Here is a 24,662-nt window from a genome sequence, read left to right as displayed (position 1 = left end):
GAGAGCGAAAAGGTAAGCCCTCGTCCCGGCTGGGTCAGTAAGCTCGTTTGACTTTGCGGAATCAAAAGAGCTTACTCCGGGACGAGCGCAATTGTGTCGGCAGAAGTCGCCACGACCTTCGCCTTTCCTCTTTCCGGTCCAATGAATCTCGGGTTCAGATTCGTCACCGGAAATGGAAGACACAAACCTTTTACACGTTCAGCGTTTTTGACTGCTCAAAAATCGCTTCGGAGCAGCATCTCAGTGATGCTGTGTCTGGTCACGGGCGGCCAGTTGAAAATGCCCATACAAGGTTTGCTCGCGACGAACGATGTAGAACTTCGCTTTCGGACCTTTCTTGATATCGGGATGATCAAGGATACCGGCCAAATCTGACAGGCTGGCGGTTTGCCAGTTGTGGATCCCCAGTAAGACGTCGCCCACTTGAATGCCTTGTTCGGCTGCTTCGGATCCGGTACGAACCGATGTGATCATCAATCCGCCGCGATAAGGAGTCCGCATGCGGGCATTCAGACGGTTCATTGCGGACTGGCTGATCGGTTTAGCTCGGATTCCGATGACCGACCAAGCGGCGTCGCTAGAACCTTGCCCCTGCTGCGAACGGTTGGAAGCGGCAAGTGCGAGTTGGATCGCCTGGCCATCGCGTTCCACTTCGATCGGCAGGTTTTGCCCCGGCCTGGCGTGTAGCATTGCCAGTGAGTAATCCAAACGATCGTCAACCGATCGAGCCCCAACGCGGACCACGCGGTCACCCGGCTTCAATCCGTCCCGTGCGGCTGAACTGCTAGCGGAGACATGGGTGATGGTCACTCCATCGCCATCGCGCGGGCCACCCTGGGTGCTCAATCCGGTATCGAGTCGAGTCGCGTTGTGCTCCTCGATCATCGAAGTCACTATGTCGACGACCTGATCGATCGGGATCGCAAAGGCGATCTGCTGTGCCCCGACGCGGACGGCGACGTTTACACCAATGATTTCGCCATCGATGTTCAGGAGCGGCCCGCCAGAGTTGCCCGGGTTAATACCGGCACTGATCTGAATCAAATCTTGATAGTCTTGTGTGTCATTGACGGGCACGTCACGGTGCAAAGCACTGACGATGCCTTGGGTGCATGTGTGGACGTAACCGTAAGCGTTTCCGATCGCGATCACACTTTCGCCCACCATCAAGTCGCTGCTGGTGCCACGTGGAATGGTCGGCAACGGTTGATCGGTACTGATCTTGACAAGTGCCAAATCATTGCGAGGACGCGATGCGATCAATCGGGCGGTCGTGACCGATCCGTCGTGCAACGTGACACGGATGTTGTCGACATCCTCAACCACGTGATAGTTCGTGATCACGTAGCCTGCCGGATCGATAATCACGCCGGTGCCCATGCCATTGACGTGCTTGAAACCACCGTCGCCCGTTCCGCCAGCCATACCGGCGGCAGTCGAGCGGACGGTTTTTTGACCGTGAAGGTTTACGACTGCAGGGCTAGCGCGGCGTACGGCCAGGACGGTGGGAGTTTCACGATTGGAATCGCTGACTCGACCGACAGGCACTGACGATTCGAACGATGTCAACGCCGACTGCTGAGCCGAAACATCGGCAACGCAGATGGCAGAAGCGATCGAAAAGGTCAATCCGTACTTGGCGAATCGCGAGTACCATCGCTGGGTCTTCCGTCGTCGACGGCCGATGGCCGGGGAAATTTGGATCGGTCGCATTGGTCCCCGTACCCGGTGGAGCAAAACTGGATGCGTCCGCCACCGAGTTGAACATTGCGGGTCGTTCAGCGATGACGGCAGTGCCGGAGTGCCCGGCACGAGAGTGTGAATCGGAACAACCGCTACGATCCCTTGACGGCTGAATGTTCATGCCGCAAGGTTTACCAGTCTTAACAATTGCCGGAACCGCCCCGGCTGAACTGTATTCAATTTGGGGGCGTTTTTGCGCCGTCGCGAAAATTTCGGCGCCGAATTACAGGACGACCGTCACCAGAATCGTTTAAAAAAACACAAGATTTTTGCGCCCCGTTGCCAAGCAGTTTCCCGGGGCGCCGAACGACAAGACAAGCAAGTGCTTTGTCAATGAGTGAGTTTCACATCGCGGCCGATACGAGCCGTCGAGCGTGACGCCCCTTTTGCAGCTTTGGGAAACGGCCGTGAATGAATCCTCCGTCGAAACGATGCCCTTTTCCGACGATATCCCGGCCGACAAAGTTGCCTCCGACCATACCACGTTGCATGCTACCGATCCGCAGATCGACCGACCGCCGGAATTCTGTCACGCATCCGAGTCCCAAACTTTTGCTGACGATTCTGCAGAAGATTCCAAAGACCTAACCTCCGAACGCCCCACATCCGACGAGTTGCCCGAACAGCGTGGTGGCACTCTTCGACGACTGATGGGTGGGGTCGGTTGGGTGATTTCGGCGGTCTTTTCTATTGTATCGTTGATCGTTTGCTTGGCATTCCTGGCCGCGATCCCGATCGTCCAGTTGGTGTCGTTTGGTTACCTCTTGGAGGTTGCCGGAGGACTCGCTCGCGGTAAGAAGTTGCGTGATTCATTGCCGCATCTCGACTCGTGTCGACGCATCGGAATCGTCATCGGAGCAGTCGTCGTCGGCGCACTTCCGGTGCAATTACTTGCTCACCTGGAAAGCGTTGCGGCGTTGATTAATCCGGGGTCCAATCAATCGGATCAAATGCGCATCTTTGCGATCGCTGCCGCCGGTGCTGCAATGGTTTACTTACTGTGGGCTCTGGCCCGAGGCGGTCGATTACGCGACTTTGTTTGGCCCCAGCCGATCGGGTTTCTGCGACGCGGCTGGCGGCCGACTACTTACCGTGAGTTACCCGATCGTCTGTGGAATTTCACGCATTCGTTGCAAATTCCAAAGTTTTTTTGGCTCGGACTTAGGGGAGCGATCGGAACGCTGATCTGGCTAATTCCGGCGATGATCGTGATCGCGGCAAACCGCAACGGCGAGACCGGGTTGGCAGGCCTGGTAGGAATCATCGCGGCGATCACACTTGGGATCGTCCTGATGTACTTGCCGATGCTACAAGCTCATTTTGCCGCCGAAAACCGCTGGCGTGCCCTCTTCGAAGTTCGCCGCATTCGCCGTTTGTTTTGTTATGCCCCATGGGCGTGGCTGGGGGCAATGCTGTTAAGTCTGGTGCTGTTTCCAATCCCCTTGTATTTGCTAAAGATCGAGGCGTTACCCCGTGAAGTCACCTGGCTACCGACGCTCGTGTTTGTCGCCTTTATCTTGCCGGCGCGACTTTCGGCAGGATTGGCGCTGCGACGGGCCAAGCGAATTGCGAGCGACTATGGTGATGGAGCGACGAAACCAAGCAGTTGGATCAATTTCTTCTCACGATGGACCGTTCGTACCGTGATGCCGGTTGTCGTAGGGGTGTACTTAGCCTTCGTAACGCTCAGCCAATACACTAGCTGGGATGGTCTACAAACCTGGGTTCAACAACACGCGATTCTTATCCCGATTCCCTTTTTTGGTGTTTAGTCGGCATGCCAATGCTACGCCAGGATGTCACGAATGACGTTCCCCGCCACATCGGTCAGCCGATAGCTTCGCCCGTTATGGAAATACGTCAGTCGCTCATGATCGAGCCCTAGCAAGTGCAGAATTGTGGCGTGCAGGTCATTCACACTGACCGGGTTTTCGACCGCTTCATAGCCAATTTCATCGGTTTCGCCATAGCTGACGCCACCTTTAATCCCGGCACCGGCCATCCACTGCATAAACCCCTTGGGATTGTGATCACGTCCTTTTCCATTTTGCGAAATCGGCATCCGCCCAAATTCACCACCCCAAATCACCAGGGTTGAATCGAGAAGTCCACGTGCTTCCAAATCGGTAAGCAAACCGGCGACAGGCACATCGGTCGCTGCGCAATGGTGGGTATGATTTTCTTCCAAGTTGTCATGTGCGTCCCATTCACCGTCACTGTAGACCTGGACGAACCGAACGCCGCTTTCGACCAACCGTCTCGCCATCAAGCATTTCGAGCCATACGATTTGGACCTTGGATTGTCGATACCATACAACTCATGCGTCGCCTTCGTTTCTCGCGATAAGTCCACGACCTCAGTTGCTTCTTTTTGCATTCGAAATGCCAATTCGAACGACTGCATTCGGTTGGCAAACTCCGCATCCCGAGAATGACGCCGCATGTGTTCGTCGTTCAACTTGGCCATCAGGTCAAGCTGAGCGAGCTGATCGCGCTTGGTAATCTGCGGTTGCCGCTTAAGATTCAGGACCGGCGTTCCTTGGGATCGGAACAGTGTGCCCTGAAAAGTCGATGGCAAGAAACCCGCTCCCCAGTTATGTGGACCGCCCTTAGCACCTTGCGTATTCCCCATGACGACGTATCCGGGCAAGTTTTGATTCTCACTACCGAGTCCGTATGTCACCCAAGCCCCGGCTGTCGGGAACCCAGGGCGTGGCAAACCACTATTGATTTGATAAATCGCGGGAACGTGGTCGTTCGATTCACTAAAGCAAGACTTGATAAACGCCATCTTGTCGACGTGCTTTGCGACATGTGTGTATTGATCACAAACCCACTGACCACAGTCGCCATATTGGCTAAACGAAAACGGCGATTTCATGAGAGGGCCCGGGTTGCCGAAAAACGCTTGAATATCTGTGGTCGCCCCATCGCGTTTGTCTAACTCCGGCTTGCGGTCAAACATGTCGACCGCACTGGGAGCCCCTTCCATAAATAACCAGATAACGGATTTCGCTTTCGCCGGAAAATGACCGCTGCGTGGAGTCAGCGAGTCAATCGGTTCGGCCGATGTCTGTGATTCCGGTGCGGCAAGGAGATTCTGTTCGGCTAGCAGGTTGGCGAGACCGAGCATCCCGGCGCCACCGCCGGCTCGGAATAACCATTCGCGACGACTCAATAAGTTGGCGACGCGACCACATGGAAACAAAGAGGATTTTCTAGTCATCACTGCCCACTCAATCGACGTAGATAAATTCGTTTAGACCAAACAGTGTCTGGCAATAATCTGTGATTGCTTCCAGACGCGGTTGCTGTTCGGAACGTTCGTTGCGAGATAGGATTTGGCCTTCGATAAACTCAATCGATGCAGTTACTTCGCTGTCAGTCGGAAGGCGGGCGAATGCAATTTCGAAGGCACGTTTAGTCACATCGCCCAGTTCGACATGCGTGAGTGCTTCATCGCCCGTATTCGGCTGGAGCAACCGCTGGGCGAAATCCCGTGCGACGGCACGCACGAATCCATCGTTTAGGATCACCATCGCTTGCGGAGCCACGGTTGTGTTCTGTCGCCGGGCACAACTGGTCATCAAGTCCGGACGATCAAACGCTTGAAACATCGGGTACGGAATCAGACGCTTGTGAAACATGTAGACACTTCGGCGTCGAGTGCTGGCGTCGTCCTTGGCATCCTTGGGATAGCTCGCTCCCTGGATGTTTCGAGCCAAGTTAGCTTCCGGTGGGATGTAGGGCTTAAACCCCGGGCCACCGGCTTGCAAATTCAAGGTGTCACTGGCGACCAGCATCGCATCTCGAAGCGCCTCGGCTTCCAATCGAAGCGGCGTCATCCGCCAAAGCAACCGATTGCCCGGGTCGATATCCATTCCACGGTGATCGCTTGCTTCTTGCCTGCTGGATTGGCGCCAGACGGCGCTATTGAGGATGTTGCGATGTAGCGTTTTGACGCTCCACCCTCCGGCAACGAATTCATTAGTCAGGTGTTCGAGCAACAACGGATGAGAGGGAGAATCACCACGCACGCCAAAGTCACTGGTGGTTTCCACGATGCCTTTTCCGAAGTGATGGTGCCAAACCCGATTGACCATCACCCGAGCCAGCAACGCACCGCCGCCCCGTTCGGTATCGGTGATCCATTCGGCAAACGCACGACGCTGTAGCGTACTATCTGGTTCCCCGTATTCACGAAATGCTTCCTTGGCATGCTGCCAATAGTCATCGGCATCGACGCCCGTGGTCAACATGGCGGGGAACCCAATTTCGACCTCGATCTCACGATCGTAAAAATCACTGCGGCGAAATAACCAAGTCGTTCGACGTTCGTTGTCAAAATCTTTGAAGTAAAACGCTTCCTTCCCGCTGGGCAACTCAGCCGAAACACGGTCACCACTGTGGAATACGCCCAACAGTTGGTAATACTCCTTAGCTGAAAACGCGTCGTACTTGTGGTCATGGCAACGCGCACAAGCGACAGTGATACCTAGAAAGCCCGATCCGAGGGTGGAGATAACGTCGTCAAGTTCGTTGTAGCGATTCATTAAACGTTCGCTTTCCAAAAACGAATCAGGCAACTTGAATGCCGGTCCGGCGGTCAAAAATCCCGTCGCCGAAACCGCCGCATCGCTCTGTGGCTGGAACTCGTCACCGGCTATTTGCCAACGCACGAATTGTTCGTACGGCATATCCTCGTTGAACGCTTCGATCACGAAATCGCGGTAGGTGTAGGCGTGCGGGCGATCTTGATCCGCTTCTTGCCCATCACTGTCGGCATAGCGAGCAACGTCAAGCCAGTGCCTTCCCCAACGCTCTCCGTACCTCGGCGAATCAAGCAGCTGATCCACCAGGTCCGCGACAGCCTTGTCAGCATCGCCGGAGTAAGCGTCGATGAATCGTTCTATTTGATCCGATGTCGGCGGTAGACCGATCAAATCGAAGTACAACCTGCGGACCAACGTTCGCGCATCGGCGGGCTGTGACGGGCGAAGCCCCGCGCTGCCTAATCGTTGCTGTATGAACTTGTCGATCGCCCCTTTGGACCAGTTGTCGTCGGAACGTCGTGATGGCACGTCTACCGATACAAGCCGTTGAAATGCCCAGTGGGTTCTCGCGCGATCCATCTTGGGATCGATGATATCGGCATCGTCTGGCCACGTCGCACCTTGGTCGATCCATGCTCGCAGCAATGCGATTTGTTCTTTCCGTAGGGGTGCATTTCCTTCCGGTGGCATCAGACGATCTTGGTCTGCACCGGAAACAAGCTCGATCAATAGACTTTCGTCAGCATTTCCCGGATGGATGACCGAGTCACCGCCACTCTCACCAATCGCTTTGGCTTTAATCCCCAGATTTAGGCCGCCTTCTTCGGTCGTTCCTGCATGGCATTCATAACAGTGTTCTTGCAGAATCGGCCGCACGTCACGCACGAAATCAATTGTCACTGCCTTCGTCTCGGCGGGCGAATCCCCCTCGGTCTCAGCTGCTTTTCCTTGGTCCGATGGCGTTAGACAAATGCCAATAGGCAATCCAATCAATAAAAGTAGTAGTCGAGCCCGGCGGGATTCAACGAAACTTAGTAATGACAGAACCTTCATGATATTCACGAAAGAAAGAATCGAAGGCGTGAGGTGGGATGACGCGGTGATGACCATCATATCAGCACGACAAAGACCGGAGCAAACAATTGGCAACGAGGGACCCTCTGGTCTGCGAATGATTACCAACGCCGGTCAAATGCTGCCCTACAGCCTACGTGAACACGATGGCGCAGCAATACGCAGATGCGCAAATCACTTTCGACTTTTGTACGCGGAAAAATCAATCCGTCTGATTCAGTCGCCGGTACTCGCCCGGAGTCATCTGGAAGTACTGTCGAAAGGCTTGCGACAACGACGCCCCAGAAGCAAACCCAGCTTCGGTCGCAATCGTGGCCACCGGTTTGTCGGAATCCTGCAGCAAGCGACCGACGTGGGCCATACGGACACGACGAATTTCTTCGGCGGGACTGCGTTTAAGTTCCGTACGAAATCGTTGCTCAAGTCTTCGTCGTGAGATCGAAAACGTGTTCATTAAGTCGGCGACGGTCCTTCCCCGTGGAGCTTGATCACGAGCCGCATGTGAAAATGTAGTCGATCCGCAGTGAACGTGGTGCAGTGAACGTGGTAACGTCCCCGTCGGCTGGCTCTAAATAAGGGAGGCGTCCTCGAAGCTGAAGATGGCTAACGAAGATTCAGATTTTCCAGTGAAGCTCTTCGCAATTCGTCGACTTGCTGTTTTTGTGTCTCGTAGCTGGCTTTGGCCCGCCGAGTGTCGTCGTGCGTTTTTGAAATCGCGAGGTTGAACGGATCGAGCGCGAGAAGTTCTTGATCCGTTTTTGCTTGGTATACCCGACGCACGTAGTCCCGCCAAACGTCACCGCCAAGTACCGGAATTTGGAATGGTTCGTATCGTGTTCCATCACGGAAAAACGGACGATTGAGCGGCTGATAACATAAGCCTTTTCCCGGATAAGATCGAATTTTCCCATCACGTGATATGCCAGATGGGGCGGTGGAGGTATAGAGAAAATGCTGCTCAACGGTTGCCAACAAGTCGAGTTCCCAAAGCTGGGGACGAGTGTATTGCCAAAGATTCTGCGTCGGTTTCAAACTTTTGATTGGCTGTTGGCCGTCTAGCAAACCATCTTTTCCATACCGCGAGAAGTAATCGAAGCGGTTGAGCGTTGCCGATTGCATCGAGGGATGATCGTTTAGAAATGACTTTCCGGTTCGAGTTTCGTAATCGAATATTGCCTGTTGGAATCGCCGCATTAGCGCGGGATCCGTCTTCAGTGCCTGATGCGGGCGCAACAACAAGTCCGGCTTGGGTGGATAGGGGAACTGTTGCTCGACCTTTTGAACCGGCGTCAATGTTTTTGAAGCGAAAGGAACCGGACGTCGCGAATCTGTGGTCGCCAGATCCTCTTTTGTATCGCTGGTCGTTGTGCTTGGGAGACTAGGGAGCTTGGACGAGATTTCGGGCAGCCGAGTATTGGCTTGCTTCGCGTCGGACGGATTCCCAAGAGAAACTCGTGCTTGGTCTCCGGTACGCGACGAAGGCTGGCTGAGCACCCACCATCCGCTACCGACCAAAAGTGCCGCAATCAGTACTTTGGAGTAGTGCCCGGCGATATAGGCGCCGATCACGCCGGTGACCAGACCGCCGAATAGCTTGCCATCGCCGTCGAGCAAGCTAAGCCCCCACATGCCGCCGGCAACAAACCCTAGAAGCGCGAATCCGGGACTAATCGGTGTTGGTGAAGCCGGCGAATTTGTCTTCTTTGCTGAACGGTGTTTTTGACGCGCCGCGGCAGTTGGATTCTGACGTCCGGTCGGTGCCTGGCGTCGCTCGCGTTCTTGCTGCTGTGAACGCGTCTGGCGGTCTGCTTGCTGTTGGGCCGCTTGTTGTTCTGCCTGGATCATTGCAGCGTCATTGGCCTCTTGTTCGAGACGCTGCCGATTCATTTCGTCTTGCAGCATCCGCTGCTGTTCTTCGGCCTGGGAGCCAGCCAGATCGTTGTAACCATCGACGCTGCTGAATCCGCCTCCGGGCTGATTGCCGTAGTCACTCATCAGAAATCCTTTTCCAGGGCATGCCGGCGGCTATTGCTACCGATCGCCTGCGCGTCGACTGATTCAATCATTCGGTTTGAAAACAACAGACTACCGAATCGATCCGGCCGTCAGCCAGACCGATTGGTAATCAAGCCGATCGAAAACAATCGCTTAGCTGACCGTATCGAATTGACGCGATTTGCGACTCAGATAGCGATTGGCGTCTTCGTCGTCGATAAAGACCTCACGCTTGGGATCCCATTTCAGCTCACGCCCGGTCATCAATGCGATGTTACAAAGGTGGCACGAGGTCATCGTTCGCTGGTGCGACCAAACGTCCGAAATCGGCTTGCTACGGTCGCCGATACATTCAAAAAAGTTCCCCATGTGGTCACCCGGCTTTTTGCCTTTGCAAAGCTTTGTGATGTAGGCATCGAGCTCCTTTTTGTCGGCGTCGGTCAAGCGATTGACCGGTCCGCCCTCCAGTTTTCCTCGGTTGACAAAGATACGCCCTTTGTCGCCTTCGAACAAAATGCCATTGGGGAAGTCGACATTGTCACCTTCGCGTTTGTAGCGATCGTTGACATTGATCGTCGATCCGTTGTCGAAGCTCAGGTCGATGCTGAATTTGGTGGCGGTGTTGTAGCCATTGGGCAGGCTCAGTTCGCCGTCAAGGTAGCTCGGCCAGTCAAAGTTGCTGGGGACGATTTTTGGAAATTCGCCGCTTCCTTTGACCCGCGTCGGTCCCGTTTCACCGGGAGCAAGTGCCCACTGGGCGATGTCGATGTGATGAGCCCCCCAGTCGGTCATTTTTCCGCCGGAGTAGTCAAAGTACCAGCGGAACATCCGGCGGCGTTCTTCGCAGTACCCGGCTTCCTGTGCTGGCCCGAGCCACAAATTCCAATCGAGGTCATCGGGGGCTTCGGTTGTTTCAAAAGGACCGTCACCGGGGGCACCACCGATCGCGACATAAGCGTTGACATTATTACCAAGGTGTCCGGTGTGAACCATCGCGATCGCGGTCAGGAACAACGACTTGGTACTCCGTTGTTGCGTGCCAACTTGGAAGACGCGTCCGGTTTCTTCGACGACTTTGCGGATCTGCTTGCCTTCATCGATCGTCAACGTCAACGGTTTTTCGCAATACACATCGGCGCCGCTGCGAAGGGCTTCGATCGCGATCGGCACATGCCAATGATCAGGAGTTCCGATCGTGACCACTTGCGGCTTTTCCTTTTGCAGCATCTCGCGATAGTCACGATATTTATTCAATTTGCCGCCAAAGGCCTGATTGAACTCCTCGGTGTGCAAGTCGTCCACGTCGCAAACGGCGATCATGTCGGCAAACTTGGCTGCACCGCGAGCGATCGAGCCGCCTCGGTTGTAGCGACCGCGCGACCCGCCGACGCCGATCGCCGCCAAGCGTAGCTTTTTTGAATTTTCCTGAGCCTGCAAAGCTCCCACCGAAGCGATTCCGGTGGTCGCCATCGCCGATGCGGCTGCGGTGGTCTTGATGAACTGACGACGTGTCGTTGACATGGGCATGTCCGGTTGGATGGAAATAAAAAGGATTGCTGAAAGGGCCAATATTATAGCCCCATAGGAGGCGGAGATGTCGCCCCTCTGTTCAACCGCACAGGTAGCGTTTCCCAGGGTTGCCCGGCGGCGATGGAACGCCTCGTTTTGTTTTCCTGCCGCCACGTTTTGGCACCTAAGCAGGCAAACACGAGTCTTTGGGTTTAAACATCTGGATAACACCTTCCCGCTTGCGGGAGGGTCGGACGAGCAAACGGCCGGGGAGGGTGCCCTCTCCGGGCCTGAAGGCCCGACTCTCCCAGTGTGAGAGTGAAATGACTTAAGCCGAATCTTTCGTGTTCAACTGCTTAAAAGCCACTCAAACTATTTTTTCATTTTTTCGTGATTCCACGAAACAAGGTGGGGTCGGACTGCGTTAATCATTCATCAAATTCGAACACTTGATTCGATCGAAAAGTCGTCCGTTCGCTGGGTCATGTCGCGGGTGAAAGACCGCCCCATCAAACAGCACTTTCCGACGAATCCACCTCTCTTTTTTCGAGGACCTGCCCGTCGCGTTCAGCGGTCACTTGAGTGACCAGCGCGATTCACACGGTTTAATTCCGAAGCCTCTGCTGATCAGCTTCGGAAGCGGAAGTTCTTTCTGCTGCCGTCGAAGGTTTGTGCCCGCTAGGGCCACGTCGCCTTCGGTTTCAATTCACGTTCGGCACGATTGCCGACGCTGATGGAAGCCCACTTCTTTTCTGCTTCACCTCCTTTCTTGAATAAGGTCCATGAACAAACAATCTCCGCGCCGCCGGCGTGGTTTTACCTTGATTGAACTGTTAGTTGTTGTCGCGATCATCGGAATCCTGGTCGGCCTATTACTTCCCGCCGTCCAAGCGGCTCGCGAAGCGGCGCGACGCATGAGTTGTAGTAACAACTTCAAACAAATTGGGCTAGCGATCCACAACTATGAATCAGCCTACAAAGTGCTTCCGAAGCATGGCTCGGGGACTCGTAGCGCGACGAACACCAACAACGCGGGAGTCACCGGCGGCGGCGGCGGTAACAACTCGCTGTTTTTAAGTTACTTGGTCGGTACGATCCCATTCCTTGAACAACAGGGCCTGTGGGACACCATCGTCGCTCCGAGCAGTGAGATGGCAGACGGCTCGACGCCAGCGCGAGCTTGGAACGCGATGGGCCCGGTGCCATGGCAAGGACAATATGTTCCCTGGGCATCAGAAATTCCCGCGCTCCGCTGCCCCAGTGATCCGGGGAACGGCCTTCCCGCACTCGGACGCACCAACTACGCCGCCTGCCTTGGCGACGCGATTGACTTCATCCATGTGGGACCTCCGGTGTTCAACGACTCATCAGCACCCAACCGCTGGAGCGATAGCCTTGCTTGGCGTTTCAACCGCACCAATGCCGCTTGCCGCGGTGTGTTTGTCCCTCGCAGTTCGACCCGGTTTCGCGATATCCTTGATGGGCTTTCCAACACCATCATGGCCGGCGAAATTAGGACGGGCTTGAGCGACCGAAATGTTTCGACCAACCCATTGAATGCCCCAGGGGGCGACGCCGACGTTCGCGACAACCCTCTGCTGTGCCGTCCGTTTCTCGATCCAGAGTCACCAACCAAATGGGACGACAGTGTCCCCAACTGGCAAGGAGCCGTGACCGATGGGACGCTGTCGGCGGATGGTCAAAAACGTGGTTTCCGCTGGGCCGACAGTCGCCCGTTATTCACCGGGATGAACACCATCCTGCCGCCCAATACCGAACTTTGTTTGGCGGCGGGTGACGGATCGATCGGAGTCGTCTCGGCAAGTAGCCAACACCAAGGTGGCGCGCATATTTTGTTTGCCGACGGCTCGGTTCAGTTTATCAGTGATTCAATCGAAGCGGGGACCAGCAGCGCCCCATCGGTTTGGCTCAACGGAGCGAACACCACCGCGCCAAGCAATATGCCGGGAGCTTCAAGCCCCTATGGGCTTTGGGGATCACTCGGTACCCGCGCCAGCAACGAAGTTGTTCAGGAGTCGTTCCAGTGATCGACGAAATCAAACTCCCCAACCCCGTCCACTGGTTCATCGCCGCCGCACTTGCGATCGCCGTGATCGCTGGCTGTGGATCGGATGTCACCACCGTGGTCCGCCCGGACACTCAAAACCAAATGAGTGACGCCGAGATGGAGGCCTATAACCGCGATGCCGTACAAGGCGGCTCGCGAAAAGATAGTTAGTCGGCTAGGTCCGTCACTAACCGCACAAGTCCGAGCGCGACCTGGTTGCACTCGGACTTGTCGTTTTTACGGTCTCCAAAGAAGACGTTGCTGAACCGCCATGAACAAGCGTTCGTGCCACAAGCAACGCATGGTTCAACTGGCGAAGACCGGCCCCGACGCGAGTCACAATGACATCGTCATGTTGCGTCAGCCGAATGGCGTTAGCCACGGTTATGTCACAACCACCGGACCGGACGCCGATTGGCCAAACCATTCTCCGCACATGAATGATCAACCCCAATCGCGAACGTGTTCGAATCACGAGTCGGAACCCATCCCGCGTTAATCAACATAAACAAAGGCGTTCGAATTCAGCAGCCCACGGCACAGATCGACCATCGCCAAACGTGAAGCGTGCCTTTTCTGATAGTCGATATCCTGGGACTCGATCAGCACCGTTTGAGACCTTAGAAAATCGATCGCCATCGTCCGCTCTTTTTCAGCTGGCGACCGCGCGAACAATCGCCAAAATAACTCGTTAATCTGTTCTGGCCGTGACGGACCAACCGAAAGCACGCGATCGGCTAACCGCTCCGAGACATCAAGGCTGGTTTGGGAATTAAACAGCGTCAGAGATTGAACCGCCGTTGTCGACTCATTTCGGCACGCACACGGCTGGTCAGCCGAAGGCCGGTCAAAGGTCGCGAAAAACGGATAACGCAAATTTCGACGAGCAAAAAGGTAGACGCTGCGGCGCTGATGCTCGGCAGGATCCTCGGTGATTTTCCATTGCCCTTTTAACAGCGTCTTGAGCAATTCCGCAGGTAGCGGTGGTTTGAATCCAGGCCCACCCATCGTAGATTCCAACGAATCGCTGACCAGCAACATCCCATCGCGGATCGCTTCACCGGTCAAACGACGCCGGGGGTAGCGTGCAAGCAAACGATTTTCTGGGTCGTTTTCGAGTGCGTGTTGCCAATGAGACACCCCATCAGAATTTGCGGCATCCGCCGGTGGGCGACTGCAAAGTTGATAGACCTGTGATCGAACGATGGTTCGGTGCAACCACTTCAGACTCCAATCATTGGCGATCAATTCCGACGCCAAATGATCCAGCAATTCTGGATGTGATGGCTCATCACTCATCACACCGAAGTCACTGGGGGTGGTCACTAAACCGCGTCCAAAGTGCTGTTGCCAAACACGATTGACGATCACGCGAGCGGTCAAGGGGTGATCACTCGACGTCAACCATTTGGCCAAGGCGGCGCGTTGTCCGGCGCCATCGATTGGAGAATCCGAATTCGCATTCAACAACCGGGGATAGGCGGCATGAACGACCGGGCCGGGACTGCGGAAATCGCCACGGTTCATCAGGCGACTTGGCCTGTCGTTTTGGATGCTAGTCAGCGTTGTCACCGACTTGTTTTGTTTTAGGTTCAGCGATCGATCAAAAAAAGCACGCAAGCGATAGAAGTCGGCCTGGCTAATCGCGTCATACTTATGGTCGTGGCACTGTGCACACCCGAACTGCAATGCCATCACGACACTTCCCACGGTTGACGTCATTTCGTTCAGCAGTACATGACGCCGTTCGTCGATCAAGTTGATATCCGGCATGTCGGGCCCGGAGACACAAAATGCGGTCGCCAGCTGTGCTTCCTCATTATCCGGTTCCAATTCATCGCCGGCAATTTGCCACTGGATAAACGTGTCATAGGGCAGATCGTTGCCGAGTGCACGAATCACCCAATCCCGATAACGCCAGGCTGAAGGGCGGATTTTGTCGTGTTCGAAACCATCGGTCTCGGCAAACCGAGCCAAATCCAACCAAGCAAGTGCCGCATGTTGCGCGTGATGCGGTGACGCCAACAATTCGTCAACGAGACGATCGTAGGCATTCGGGGAGTCGTCTTGAACGAACTGTCGAGCTTGCTCGGCCGTCGGCGGAAGCCCGATCAGATCCCAATACAGCCGTCGCACCAACGTCGATCGATTGGCGGCGTCGGCCGGGCGGATACCTTCCGATTCCAGCGACGCCAAAACAAAACGGTCAATCGAAGTTTTCGCCCAAGAGAAGTCGTCTACCTGGGGAATCGGCGGCGCGGTGATTGGCATGAACGACCAATGATCACGGTCGTATTTTGAAATCTCCGGCTCTTCGATCGTCTGCGTTTCGGCAGGTCCGATCGTCGGGGGCTCGCCGGCCGGCGAAATCGCGGTGAAAAAGGTCGCGTACGAGATCGCAAAGAACCAACGGATGTAATGTTCGATGGGACGTGGAATCACGATAGCAAGCCCTCCACCACGTCAACTTCGCTGGGGCCAATCAGACGTTCGTCAAGTCCGTTGTGTGGATAGGAAAGCCCCAGCGGATTGAGTCCCATCAGGTGCAGCAGTGTGGCGTGAAATTCATTCACGTGAACTGTATCCTCGGTCGCTCGCAATCCGATGTCATCGGTCGCGCCATACGTTCGGCCTCCCGAGATCCCGGCTCCTGCTAACCAACCACAGTAACCCCAAGGATTGTGATCACGGCCCTTGCCTTGTTCGCTCATCGGCATCCGCCCGAATTCGCCACACCAGATCACCAAGGTGTCATCGAGTAGTCCCGATCGTTTCAGGTCCTTGATCAGTGCCGCAACGGGTTTGTCGGTTCGGGCACAGTATTCGGTATGATTCTGGTCGACGTCTTGGTGCGCGTCCCAGCCGTTGGTATCGCCGGAATAGACCTGAACGATACGAACTCCGCGTTCGATTAATCGTCTCGCCAGCAGGCAACGTTGTCCAAAATCGCGGGTCGTCGGATGATCAATTCCGTAATGGGACAACGTCGCAGCCGACTCTTGCGAAAGATCCACTGCTTCGGGGGCAGCCGACTGCATCCGAAACGCCAACTCGTAAGACTCCATTCGAGCGGCGAGGTCATCGTCGGAATCGCGCTGTTTAAAATGGCGCCGGTTGAACTGACTGAGCAGGTCAAGTGTCGAACGTTGCCGCTGGTCACTGATCCCGGCGGGTGAGTTAAGATTCAGGATCGGCGTCTTACCGGCCCGCATCGTCGTCCCTTGATAGACCGCCGGCAGAAACCCATTGCCCCATGCCGCCGGACCGCCTTTCAATCCACCGCGTGGATCGGGCAAAACGACGAAGGCTGGCATGTTCTCGTTTTCGGTGCCCAGCCCGTACGCCAACCAACTACCAAAACTGGGATGCCCCATCAAAATGCTGCCGGTGTTCATTTGATAGACCGACTGGGGATGATTGACGCTATCGCCGTGCAGCGAACGGATCACACAGATGTCATCGGCGATCGTTGATATCTCAGGCAAGAAATCAGAAATCTCGATTCCGGATTCGCCGCGTGGACGGAAGGGACGAATCGGGCCAAGCAGAGGATTCTTCGCAACCCGGCGGCGGGTCATCACGTTGCCAAAGCTATCCGGCAGTGGACTGCCGGCGTATTTCTTGAGAGCCGGTTTTGGGTCAAACAGATCCACATGGCTGGGACCACCATGCATGAACAACCAAATCACACGCTTGGCGCGCGGGGGAAAGTCTGGCTGGGGGATCGATTCTCGGGCCCGTATACGTTGATTGTCCAGCATGGACATCCCGAGCAAGCTCGCGCCGCCGGCGGCAGATCGCAAGAAATAACGACGCTTCAGCCCAGGACCGATCGGGTTCGTTTTTGCAGTGGGTGAATGGTTCATGCCGCCCATTCTAACACGGACCAGACCCCGCCGTGGAAATCCTCTTTCCGTTAAAGGTGAACCTTCAGTTTGCTTCCTTCGCGACCCTGTTTTCCCGCGGTGGATCCAAGCCGCAGAGTACGAATGACATGTCCACCGTCGGCGTTTTCCCCGCAAGGGAATTCACGTAGTCGACTCGCTCGCGGTTGATCGATCCCATCGCTGCTTCTCTCTGCGAAGCGGTGAGACTCGAATCGAAGGCGATCTTCAACCCCTCCCATGCGAGCGCTTCGTCGACTCGGCGAAGTTCTCGCAACTGCTTTGCCAGTGCTTCGATCGACGGCAGATCAACTTGCTGGCTGCCTCCGGCGGTTACCGATTTGGCCAGCATTCGCGTCCGCTTGATCGCTTCAGATCTCCCCGACAAATCCGCCGATCGCCCCGGCTCGGCCCCTTCGGTCAACTCGGCTAAGTTGGCATACGCTTCCGCATCGGTTGGGTCACGAAGCACGACGTAGCAAAACGATTCGATCGCCAAGTCGATTCTGCCATGGTGGGCATGCCAGTGCCCCAATGCAAACCAAGCATCCGGCAACTGCGACGCAACCGGCGAGTCAACAAAAGTCTCGTTCCAATCCTCGGCCCATTCATTCAGAGCCGATTGGTCGTCAATGTAGGCCAACAACCGTCCGCGAAATGCGGCTTCATGCACGGGAAGCTCTAGCCGATGAAGCACCGGACCATCGAGTACCTCGAGTGCGGCCCGGTACCCAGCCTGTTTGCGTGTTTGTTTTCCGGACGTCGGTTTCTCCGAACTTGGTTTTCCAGCCAACGATTTGGCAACGCCCAATCGTCCGATCGACTCCTCGGCCTGCCCCGAGGATTCATCTCCAAGTTCAATCGCGACTTGAATTAATGTTCTCAAGTAGATCGCGGAGATCTCACCCTGCTGTGTGAGCGTTTTTATGTATCGGGCAGCTTCGTCGCGTCTTCCTTGGCGAAGATACAGTTTGGCCAATTCTCGTTCGACCATCGCCGCAGCCGGTACGAATTCGAGGATCTTCTTCAATCGCGATTCCGCTTTATCCCATTGGCCATCCTGTATCAACCACTGGGCCGATTGGCCGAGTGCCGGAAGTGTCGCGTTGGGATCTTGTTTGGCGACTCGGTCGAGCATCCGAATCGCTTCGGGAAAACGTTGACGCTGTCCAAGGACGCGAGCCATCACGAACATTACCGCAGGATCATCGGGGCTCGCCCGATAGGCGTTGCGCGCGTGCCGGTACGCGGACTCGAACTCTTCGTCATTTAATGCCTGTGACGCAAGTTGGGTTTCCTGCCTTGGATCGATCGGAGACGTTTCGATAATCGCCGATGGCGGATCACTTCGATGCTCCGGTGCGGACGTCGATCCAGACATACCGGTGCGTTCATTGACACGTTCGTTGTCACGTTGTCCGATCGCTTGCGATCGTTCCACCGGTGTCTTAGAAGCCTGTGTCGGCTCCGGATTCGAAGGACTGCAGCCGATCGGCAAGACGGCACAAACCACGACTGAGCACACACACGACAATGTCAATGCCGTCGATCGCGAATCTGGGGACGAGCATCGCTTGATGTTCATCGATCAATTCTCCGGCCGTACGCGGATCCAGTGGTCATGAAAGACCATACCTTGCTCGACCTTCATCGCGGGCATATGGCAATCGATGCACCCCTCTGATGTCGATACCGAACAGACGGTGTGATGATCGTTGTCGGGCTGGTGACAACCGACGCAGTCATCGATGTACTGTTGCTGCGTCTTCGACGTAAAGTGCGCATGCGGATCGTGACAGGTCGAGCACATCATCTGACCTTCAGATTCCAAATAGCATGCGCTTCGAACCAGCCCGATTGGTTGGAATCGGAGCATCATCGGAATATAGTCACGGATGTCCTTTGGATCGACGTGGCGTGGAAGTCGATGGCAGTTTCCACACAATTGAAGTTCTGATTCGAAGTCCCAGTCGGCCTTGCCAACCGAATAGGGCGGCGGCGTGTCCGACTGGCGAGCCTGACGGACATGTTCGCTCCCCGGTCCATGACATTTCTCACAGTTGACGTTGGCGATTAAGTCTTTCACTTCGTCACCTATAACTTCCCCCGATGTCGTATGACACCAGACGCACTGTTGCAACGGGCGTCCTTCGAACAACTCGCCAAACAATTCGCGTTTTTCCTCGGGGACATGATGAAGGTGTCCCGGTGTCAATCCAAATCCACCGTGCGATCGAAACCAGGACACTCGATGTTCTAGCAGCACCGGATCCCCGTCGGTTTTGGAATCCAAGTTAATCAACGTGATCGCGTTTTGTCCGGAGCCTAACGCGTACTGAAAGGTTTCATCGTCAACGTCCCCATCACTTGCATCGGCAGTCCGGCGACGAAACACCTGCAGCCCGTCGGGACCGGATAGGTACGTGTAGAACCCGTGCGGTGTGCCGGCGTCGGCAGTCTTTCCGGCGAAATGCTGGACAATGTTGTCTTGGTTGGCAGCGTGAAAGGTCTGGGCATGCCCGGAATTTTGATGAAGCTGAAAGTTATCTTGGTGGCATTCACCACAAACGGCCTTGCCAACAAATGTCGGCTCAACAGCAGCAGCGGTAACACGTTCGGCCGATTGACTAGCGCGATCGCGATGTAGATCGGAGCGATCATGATCGTCGAACATCGAAACGGCCAACGTCCCGATCACGAGCGTCACAACAGCGAAGAACAAAAAACGAGCTGTCACAGGTGAACTAGCAGTAAGAAAAGAGAAGGAGCGGTCGCCGCCAATCGGCGATATGGCACGTACCGGAATGTCGCCGTCCAGTTTAACCGATTTAGATCTCCGATACCTCACCAGAGCCAATCGCAATGCGATCACACAGGTCCAAGCAGCGCCCGTGAAACATGCCGGTAGGAAACTTCTGTTGACACGAGCCTCGATGGAGTCCTACCGTTGCCGACTCTGCGCCAGGATTGCGCGGAATCACTGCGTGACGGACCACAAGGATGATTGCAAAGGAAACGACACACATCGCGACTCACCGTGACGGGCAACGGCACCGATTCACGTCGCCGCTGGCGTCGCGGTTGTTTCCGTTGCAATTGGCCGCCTTGCTAAGCATCACCTTGCTTTCGGTCGGCGGTTGTTCGACCGTCCGCTACCTTTCGCCTCGCAATGTCCGAGAGAATCCGCTCACTGCCCCGCTGCGTTTGATCGACCGATCGGGGCCAAAGATCAGCGATCGCACGTGGAACACACTTCGTCGGTATGGATTACAGCAGGGCTATGACGACGACGCGGCCGTCTGCCTTTTGAAAATTCAACAGACGATTCGCGAAAACCGTGACCCCGAACTGATTCATTCGCTCGCCGAATTGTCCTACGTTGAAGGCAAAAAGGCAGAATCCGCTGGCCGTGAAAGCGATGCGCTCGCTCATTTCGGCGTGACGTTGACCAACAGCTACGCGTTCCTGTTTTCCGACGAACTTAGCCAAACGCGGAACCACTACGATCCCCAATTTCGGGCGACCTGTGATCTCTACAACGAGTCGCTCGAAGACACGTTACGTCTGCTCTGTAAAGAAAGCCACCTTAAACCCGGTCAGACGTATCGGGTCAAAGCGAACGATCAAGAATTCGTGATCCAAACTCAAATGCGTGGCAAGTGGAGTTCGGACGAATTCGATCACTATGAATTCGTCAGCGACTACGAAATTCAGACGCTGCGTAGCAAGCACACGACATTCGGACTGGGTGTGCCGATGATCGCGGTTCGCAAGAGTAAAAACAAAGGCGACAGGCGAGAGAAATACTATCCCGAAGGACTTAGCTATGCCGTCACGGCGATGATGCGGTGCACTACGCCGCCGCTCGAAGAAACCGGGGGTGTAAATACGTGCGTGCTGGAATTTTTCGATCCGCTTCAAGCCAATCAGGTCAAGCTGGCCGACCACTGGGTGCCGTTAGAAACGGATCTCACAACGCCGCTGGCATTCTTTCTTGACACCCCCAAGTTTCGTGAACGCAACCACGAAACCCAAGGCTTGATCAATCCCGCAGACGCATCAATCAAACGCGGGGTCTACATGCTCGAGCCCTACGATCCAAACCGTATCCCGGTCCTGATGGTCCACGGTCTATGGTCCAGTCCGCGCACCTGGATGGACATGTTCAATGACCTTCGCAGTTTCGCCGAAATCCGCGAACGTTATCAATTCTGGTTTTACCTGTACCCGTCCGGCCAACCGTTTTGGATCAGTGCAACACAACTGCGTAGCGACCTACAAGACCTTCGCAAAACGTTCGATCCATTGAACCAAGACTCAACGATGGACCAGATGGTTCTCGTCGGACATAGCATGGGCGGCTTGGTAAGCCGGATGCAGACGATCGACAGCGGTGATGACTTTTGGGGAATCGTGAGCGACCAGCCCAAAGAAAAGCTGCTAGGCGAAGAAGCTCAGCGGATGAAGCTAGTCAGCACCCTGTACTTTCATCCCAATCAGTCAGTCAAACGTGTGATCACGATCGGAACACCACACCGTGGAAGCCGATTCGCCAACGACATGACGCGCTGGTTGGCCCGAAAGGTCATCAAATTGCCCCAGATTACGACCGCAATGGGCGAAAGCCTGGTCGACACCAATCCAAACTACTTTCGTGATACCGAGCTGCTGACGATGGCGAACGCGATCGACTCATTAGCGCCCGAATCACCGATCTTTCCAGTGATGTTGCGGGCCAAATATGCGCCGGATGTGAAGTACCACAACATCATCGGTGTCCTGTCCGATCCGACGCTGTTGCAAAAGAAAGCCGGACGCGGGGACGGCGTTGTCAGTTACCAAAGCGCTTCGATGGAGGACACCGAAAGCGAATTGGTCGTCGATGCCGATCACACCAAAATCCACATGACCGGACAAGCGATTTTCGAAGTTCGCCGAATCCTGCTCGAACACTTGCAAGAAATAGATGCGTCAGACCGAATCGCACTCAACGAAAGCACGCCGACGACGGATGCCGATCGAATAGGCCAGCAGCAGATGGACCAATTGCAATCCGATGAGCGGAAAAACACGGCAACGATCACACGATAAGTGACCGTCGCCGCGTAGATCAATCACGCTGAGCGTTTTGTCGGTGCCCCGCATTGATAACGCCAGCCCGAGATCGCGTAGCCCAAGTCTTTTACGGTAGCCGAACGCGTCTTACCCGCCGTTAATCCTGTTGCGTTTTATCAGCCACTGCGTTTCTTGGTGGCAAGGTTACTTCTCGTAATCTGAATCGCCCGCGGCCATCTTATCCGCTTCGGCGAGTGCGGCCTCGTATTCAGCCAGGGCCTCTGCATCGGCATCGCCGACAATATTCGATGTCTCAGAAGAACAGCCGATGGCCAAACACACACAGACGAGCATCAACAAGTATTTCATCAATGGAATCCAGTGAAACGAAACAATGGAATTAGAAAGAGACGCGCGCCGACTCGCGGCGCCCGTCTTGAAGAAATGAACGGTTGCGTCCAATAGTTGGAACCGATTTGTTATTGATTTAACGATTCGCTGATGACTTCCGACGAATCGCGTGAGCCGAGTGCTCCCCACAGCCCGTAGGGGCTGGGGCTACCCGGCAGCGGCGAACCGGCTCGGTGCGACACTTGAGGCGAATGCGGGTTCCCAGCTTCGATCGAATCGGTAATGAAGATCACCGCACCATCACCCATCAAGACATGGACGCCACCTTGGTGACGACTGGACGGAGGCGACACAACATCTCGGTGATCGCGGCCATCGGAACACAGTAACTTGTTCGGCGAAAGGACCGTCGTCATTTGTGTATAAGGCGGCATCATATCGTGCCACCGGAAGCCACGTCCCCACGCGACGTTGTAGTCAAAACCATCGGGAAGCCAATAACGCGGACGTTCTGGGTTCAAGTAAGGCTCTGCATACATCGGGTCGAGCCGACATTCGGTCTTTTCAGACGGTGCGGCATGCGCCCCGTTATTGATCGGCAACACCGTCCGTGAATCAAAGTCATTCAAGCTGGTAGCGATTTCCCCACCCATCACCGTATTCGAAAGACCATCGAGCACATCGCGAAAACGCATATCCCGACAGTTTACGAACATCCCGCGTTGCGACCCATTGGATTGAGTCACGTGGCCGTTGTCCGCGGAATAGGGAAACGTGACTGTCCCATCGTCACCTTTTTCGTCAATGTTCAAATAGGGGTCGCGCGAATGGACGGCCGAGTCACCGACGCAGCACGCATAGTTGGTTCGGCCAAGCGCCGGCAATCCACGACCGGGGTCACTAGGGCAACGAAACGTCGGAATCTCTGATGCGTATGGAGGGTACTGAACACGATCAGGGTGTGGCCCCATCGGTGGCCAAGGCGGTAAGTGTTCCGTACCGTCAGAATTGATTGCGAGCGGGCGAGAGATCTGGTCCCAAATCGCCTGCTGCTCAACAAATGGCAATAGCCCAACGAGATAAGATAAACGCCGATTTGCAGATGTCTCACGACCCGGGTTTGTGTCCCATATGTCACGTCCAGGCGGAGCGTATGTGCCTGCCCCGTGAATCGGAAGTTGCTTGTAGGTCGAATGGTAGTTGTGGATCGCCAAGCCAATCTGCTTGAAGTTATTGCTGCAGCTCATTCGACGCGCCGCTTCACGCGCTGCTTGCACGGCGGGTAGCAACAACCCGACAAGAATCCCAATGATTGCGATGACAACCAATAGCTCCACCAAGGTAAACGCTTGACGTTCACTTCGAAGAGAGTCTTTTCTCATTCCAAGCCTCAGAATGTGTGAAAGAATACTCCGATTGCGATGATGCATATCGGTGTTGATTTAACACACGCTTGATCGACCTGATTCGGGAGATTAAGGCTTTTACCTTTATTCGAAAGTTGCCTTACGAATTCGTCCAGCCGGAGAAACCAGTGACGAGGCTTGTGGTGGATACCGAGCGACAATAAGGGAGCTTTGATGAAGCTCAAATTGCTTTAATTGAAGGCCAGCATGAAGAGAAGAAAAATCCGCGAATCCTTTCGCGGCGTAATGGGGCGTGACGCATTAAGACGCTGACACGAAGCTTGCCAAAGGTGACCGTCGGGCTCGATTCGTATCATCTGTATTTAGCTGAACCTTGCTGCCGTCGGTCGATACTTTTCCAGAGACGACAACGTTCTCCGATCCGGCAGGCTTCTTCGCAGCGACAGCGCGAGTCGATGCGGCTCGCTTGCTAGATGTCGACTCGTGACGTCCACTCGATCGCTTAGCAGTGGAACTATTGACATCGGTCGAATCTTGCGGATGAGCGAATGCGAATTCGCGGTCACTAAGTTCGAATTCGACCGTCTCGGCGATCGGTTCCAACTCACCTCGAACGATTCGTTGGTCACGCGGGGCATCAATTCCGATGCGGACACGATTTCCTTCCACACGAACAACCGTGATCGTGATGTCTTCGCCGATTTGAATTCGTTGGTCGACTTTACGAGAGAGAACGAGCATGGCAGCTTCCTTTGCCGATGGCGGCCTTAGAGAGAACTTTGGGGCGACGGAGGTCAACCGCGACCATCCGTGGTGATCGAGGCTGAATGCACGGTCCGTGCCAAAACAGCCAACGACGGATCGAATTTCACTTAACCCCCGGAAAATCCAGGACTTACAGTATCGGCGGCAGACCGTCGCCTGGTCAGAAAGCAATTTTGCTGGAAGAAGACTTTACAAGCCGGTGAAATATTGACCGCAAGGCTAGATGCGGTAGACTGTTCGTTATTGAGAATCGTTTTCATGATCATTTGCATTCAATTGATGCCGGATCCTACGACCT

General features: G+C 55.0%; 17 protein-coding genes. 4 read left to right on the top strand and 13 right to left on the bottom strand.

Going from position 1 to position 24,662, the window contains the following annotated elements; all coding sequences use genetic code 11:
- Positions 1–240 precede the first annotated feature (240 nt).
- On the bottom strand, positions 241–1,713 hold the full coding sequence (locus tag FYC48_RS26660) for a trypsin-like peptidase domain-containing protein (RefSeq protein ID WP_149499841.1): 1,473 nt from the start codon (positions 1,711–1,713) through the stop codon (positions 241–243).
- 437 nt (positions 1,714–2,150) lie between these two features.
- Here FYC48_RS26660 and FYC48_RS26655 point away from each other — a divergent pair, with 437 nt between their 5' ends.
- Positions 2,151–3,515 carry a DUF4013 domain-containing protein gene (locus FYC48_RS26655; protein WP_235034452.1) on the top strand — a complete coding sequence of 455 codons (1,365 nt, stop codon included), beginning with the start codon at positions 2,151–2,153 and terminating at the stop codon, positions 3,513–3,515.
- A gap of 14 nt (positions 3,516–3,529) precedes the next feature.
- Here FYC48_RS26655 and FYC48_RS26650 read toward each other — a convergent pair whose 3' ends face one another.
- The 5 genes from FYC48_RS26650 to FYC48_RS26630 form a co-directional block, all read right to left on the bottom strand.
- Entirely contained in the window at positions 3,530–4,969 is a 1,440-nt protein-coding gene (locus tag FYC48_RS26650) for a DUF1501 domain-containing protein (RefSeq protein ID WP_149499840.1), read from the bottom strand.
- A 10-nt stretch (positions 4,970–4,979) separates the two neighbouring features.
- On the bottom strand, positions 4,980–7,196 hold the full coding sequence (locus tag FYC48_RS26645; protein ID WP_235034451.1) for a PSD1 and planctomycete cytochrome C domain-containing protein: 2,217 nt from the start codon (positions 7,194–7,196) through the stop codon (positions 4,980–4,982).
- Positions 7,197–7,572: 376 nt separating this feature from the next.
- Positions 7,573–7,824 (bottom strand): helix-turn-helix domain-containing protein, encoded by a 252-nt coding sequence (locus FYC48_RS26640; RefSeq protein WP_149499838.1) that lies wholly within the window; start codon positions 7,822–7,824, stop codon positions 7,573–7,575.
- A 149-nt stretch (positions 7,825–7,973) separates the two neighbouring features.
- On the bottom strand, positions 7,974–9,365 hold the full coding sequence (locus tag FYC48_RS26635) for a hypothetical protein (RefSeq protein WP_149499837.1): 1,392 nt from the start codon (positions 9,363–9,365) through the stop codon (positions 7,974–7,976).
- 153 nt (positions 9,366–9,518) lie between these two features.
- Positions 9,519–10,886 carry a Gfo/Idh/MocA family protein gene (locus FYC48_RS26630; RefSeq protein ID WP_149499836.1) on the bottom strand — a complete coding sequence of 456 codons (1,368 nt, stop codon included), beginning with the start codon at positions 10,884–10,886 and terminating at the stop codon, positions 9,519–9,521.
- A gap of 770 nt (positions 10,887–11,656) precedes the next feature.
- Here FYC48_RS26630 and FYC48_RS26625 point away from each other — a divergent pair.
- Together FYC48_RS26625 and FYC48_RS26620 are read left to right on the top strand one after the other, a co-directional pair.
- Positions 11,657–12,922 carry a DUF1559 domain-containing protein gene (locus tag FYC48_RS26625; protein ID WP_149499835.1) on the top strand — a complete coding sequence of 422 codons (1,266 nt, stop codon included), beginning with the start codon at positions 11,657–11,659 and terminating at the stop codon, positions 12,920–12,922.
- On the top strand, positions 12,919–13,113 hold the full coding sequence (locus tag FYC48_RS26620; protein ID WP_149499834.1) for a hypothetical protein: 195 nt from the start codon (positions 12,919–12,921) through the stop codon (positions 13,111–13,113). Before FYC48_RS26625 ends, FYC48_RS26620 begins: the two co-directional genes overlap by 4 nt.
- 324 nt (positions 13,114–13,437) lie before the next feature.
- Here FYC48_RS26620 and FYC48_RS26615 read toward each other — a convergent pair whose 3' ends face one another.
- From FYC48_RS26615 to FYC48_RS26600, 4 genes are all read right to left on the bottom strand, one after another.
- Positions 13,438–15,384, bottom strand: coding sequence for a DUF1549 and DUF1553 domain-containing protein (locus FYC48_RS26615; RefSeq protein WP_200836709.1), 1,947 nt, complete (start codon positions 15,382–15,384; stop codon positions 13,438–13,440).
- Positions 15,381–16,808, bottom strand: a complete 1,428-nt coding sequence (locus FYC48_RS26610) for a DUF1501 domain-containing protein (RefSeq protein ID WP_149499833.1) — start codon at positions 16,806–16,808, stop codon at positions 15,381–15,383. The genes FYC48_RS26615 and FYC48_RS26610 overlap by 4 nt, the downstream gene beginning before the upstream one ends.
- 64 nt (positions 16,809–16,872) lie before the next feature.
- Positions 16,873–18,267, bottom strand: coding sequence for a tetratricopeptide repeat protein (locus FYC48_RS26605; RefSeq protein ID WP_160149786.1), 1,395 nt, complete (start codon positions 18,265–18,267; stop codon positions 16,873–16,875).
- 147 nt (positions 18,268–18,414) lie between these two features.
- Positions 18,415–19,563, bottom strand: a complete 1,149-nt coding sequence (locus FYC48_RS26600; RefSeq protein WP_149499831.1) for a multiheme c-type cytochrome — start codon at positions 19,561–19,563, stop codon at positions 18,415–18,417.
- A 263-nt stretch (positions 19,564–19,826) separates the two neighbouring features.
- Between FYC48_RS26600 and FYC48_RS26595 the strand changes: the two genes are divergently transcribed.
- Positions 19,827–21,917: an esterase/lipase family protein gene (locus tag FYC48_RS26595; protein WP_149499830.1), complete on the top strand. Its 2,091-nt coding sequence runs from the start codon at positions 19,827–19,829 to the stop codon at positions 21,915–21,917.
- 168 nt (positions 21,918–22,085) lie between these two features.
- Here FYC48_RS26595 and FYC48_RS28215 read toward each other — a convergent pair whose 3' ends face one another.
- From FYC48_RS28215 to FYC48_RS26585, 3 genes are all read right to left on the bottom strand, one after another.
- The gene (locus FYC48_RS28215; protein ID WP_200836708.1) at positions 22,086–22,250 is read right to left on the bottom strand and encodes a hypothetical protein; all 165 of its coding nucleotides are present in this window, start codon (positions 22,248–22,250) and stop codon (positions 22,086–22,088) included.
- Positions 22,251–22,360: 110 nt separating this feature from the next.
- Positions 22,361–23,614: a DUF1559 family PulG-like putative transporter gene (locus FYC48_RS26590; RefSeq protein ID WP_149499829.1), complete on the bottom strand. Its 1,254-nt coding sequence runs from the start codon at positions 23,612–23,614 to the stop codon at positions 22,361–22,363.
- A gap of 285 nt (positions 23,615–23,899) precedes the next feature.
- Positions 23,900–24,340 (bottom strand): carbon storage regulator, encoded by a 441-nt coding sequence (locus tag FYC48_RS26585; protein WP_149499828.1) that lies wholly within the window; start codon positions 24,338–24,340, stop codon positions 23,900–23,902.
- Positions 24,341–24,662: the final 322 nt, after the last annotated feature.

This window comes from Roseiconus lacunae, assembly GCF_008312935.1.
GTDB classification, from domain to species: domain Bacteria; phylum Planctomycetota; class Planctomycetia; order Pirellulales; family Pirellulaceae; genus Stieleria; species Stieleria lacunae.
Note: the sequence above shows the minus strand (reverse complement) of the source record. Positions and strands in the feature narration are given on the sequence as shown.

Excerpts from the sequence above, each read along its gene's own strand:
- FYC48_RS26660 (WP_149499841.1), bottom strand. The coding sequence starts at position 1,713 with ATGCGACCGATCCAAATTTCCCCGGCCATCGGCCGTCGACGACGGAAG.
- FYC48_RS26650 (WP_149499840.1), bottom strand. The coding sequence starts at position 4,969 with ATGACTAGAAAATCCTCTTTGTTTCCATGTGGTCGCGTCGCCAACTTA.
- FYC48_RS26640 (WP_149499838.1), bottom strand. The coding sequence starts at position 7,824 with ATGAACACGTTTTCGATCTCACGACGAAGACTTGAGCAACGATTTCGT.
- FYC48_RS26635 (WP_149499837.1), bottom strand. The coding sequence starts at position 9,365 with ATGAGTGACTACGGCAATCAGCCCGGAGGCGGATTCAGCAGCGTCGAT.
- FYC48_RS26630 (WP_149499836.1), bottom strand. The coding sequence starts at position 10,886 with ATGTCAACGACACGTCGTCAGTTCATCAAGACCACCGCAGCCGCATCG.
- FYC48_RS26625 (WP_149499835.1), top strand. The coding sequence starts at position 11,657 with ATGAACAAACAATCTCCGCGCCGCCGGCGTGGTTTTACCTTGATTGAA.
- FYC48_RS26610 (WP_149499833.1), bottom strand. The coding sequence starts at position 16,808 with ATGAACCATTCACCCACTGCAAAAACGAACCCGATCGGTCCTGGGCTG.
- FYC48_RS26595 (WP_149499830.1), top strand. The coding sequence starts at position 19,827 with ATGATTGCAAAGGAAACGACACACATCGCGACTCACCGTGACGGGCAA.
- FYC48_RS28215 (WP_200836708.1), bottom strand. The coding sequence starts at position 22,250 with ATGAAATACTTGTTGATGCTCGTCTGTGTGTGTTTGGCCATCGGCTGT.
- FYC48_RS26590 (WP_149499829.1), bottom strand. The coding sequence starts at position 23,614 with ATGAGAAAAGACTCTCTTCGAAGTGAACGTCAAGCGTTTACCTTGGTG.
- FYC48_RS26585 (WP_149499828.1), bottom strand. The coding sequence starts at position 24,340 with ATGCTCGTTCTCTCTCGTAAAGTCGACCAACGAATTCAAATCGGCGAA.